The 1,304-nt window shown below is 52.8% G+C and carries 3 protein-coding genes; all 3 read left to right on the forward strand.

What is annotated here, in order from left to right; genetic code table 11:
• A partial coding sequence (locus OSC10802_RS51350) for a hypothetical protein (protein ID WP_232731770.1) occupies nt 1-254 on the forward strand: 254 nt, incomplete at its 5' end.
• Nucleotides 255-286: 32 nt separating this feature from the next.
• Nucleotides 287-688, forward strand: a complete 402-nt coding sequence (locus OSC10802_RS51355; protein WP_155968506.1) for a hypothetical protein — start codon at nt 287-289, stop codon at nt 686-688.
• Between the two features lie 140 nt (nt 689-828).
• On the forward strand, nt 829-1,014 hold the full coding sequence (locus tag OSC10802_RS54970) for a hypothetical protein (protein ID WP_232731771.1): 186 nt from the start codon (nt 829-831) through the stop codon (nt 1,012-1,014).
• The last annotated feature ends 290 nt before the right edge of the window (nt 1,015-1,304 follow it).

A 1,304-nucleotide genomic window follows, 5' to 3' on the forward strand; every position in this document is an offset into this window, starting at 1 on the left:
GGCATGGGACTGGCTTGACCCATTCACGGTTGATTGAGGCCGCGCCGGTGGGAGAAAATTTGTGTACCAATGGTACACAAGGCCCAGAGCCAAAGTGTCAAGTCAGACCGATTGGGAGTGCTTTGACCAATTCACGGTTGATTGAGGCCGCGCCGGTGGGAGAAAATTTGTGTACCAATGGTACACAAGGCCCAGAGCCAAAGTGTCAAGTCAGACCGGCATGGGACTGGCTTGACCCATTCACGGTTGATTGAGGCCACACCAGTGGGAGAAAATTTGTGTACCAATGGTACACAAGTCCCAGAGCCAAAGTGTCAAGTCAGACCGGCATGGGACTGGCTTGACCCATTCACGGTTGATTGAGGCCGCGCCGGTGGGAGAAAATTTGTGTACCAATGGTACACAAGGCCCAGAGCCAAAGTGTCAAGTCAGACCGATTGGGAGTGCTTTGACCCATTCACGGTTGATTGAGGCCGCGCCGGTGGGAGAAAATTTGTGTACCAATGGTACACAAGGCCCAGAGCCAAAGTGTCAAGTCAGACCGATTGGGAGTGCTTTGACCAATTCACGGTTGATTGAGGCCGCGCCGGTGGGAGAAAATTTGTGTACCAATGGTACACAAGGCCCAGAGCCAAAGTGTCAAGTCAGACCGGCATGGGACTGGCTTGACCCATTCACGGTTGATTGAGGCCACACCAGTGGGAGAAAATTTGTGTACCAATGGTACACAAGGCCCAGAGCCAAAGTGTCAAGTCAGACCGATTGGGAGTGCTTTGACCAATTCACGGTTGATTGAGGCCGCGCCGGTGGGAGAAAATTTGTGTACCAATGGTACACAAGGCCCAGAGCCAAAGTGTCAAGTCAGACCGGCATGGGACTGGCTTGACCCATTCACGGTTGATTGAGGCCGCGCCGGTGGGAGAAAATTTGTGTACCAATGGTACACAAGGCCCAGAGCCAAAGTGTCAAGTCAGACCGGCATGGGACTGGCTTGACCCATTCACGGTTGATTGAGGCCACACCAGTGGGAGAAAATTTGTGTACCAATGGTACACAAGGCCCAGAGCCAAAGTGTCAAGTCAGACCGATTGGGAGTGCTTTGACCCATTCACGGTTGATTGAGGCCGCGCCGGTGGGAGAAAATTTGTGTACCAATGGTACACAAGGCCCAGAGCCAAAGTGTCAAGTCAGACCGGCATGGGACTGGCTTGACCCATTCACGGTTGATTGAGGCCACACCAGTGGGAGAAAATTTGTGTACCAATGGTACACAAGTCCCAGAGCCAAAGTGTCAAGTCAGACCG

Origin of the sequence: Kamptonema formosum PCC 10802 (assembly GCF_000332335.1) — a bacterium.
Classification (GTDB): Bacteria; Cyanobacteriota; Cyanobacteriia; order Cyanobacteriales; family Oscillatoriaceae; genus Oscillatoria.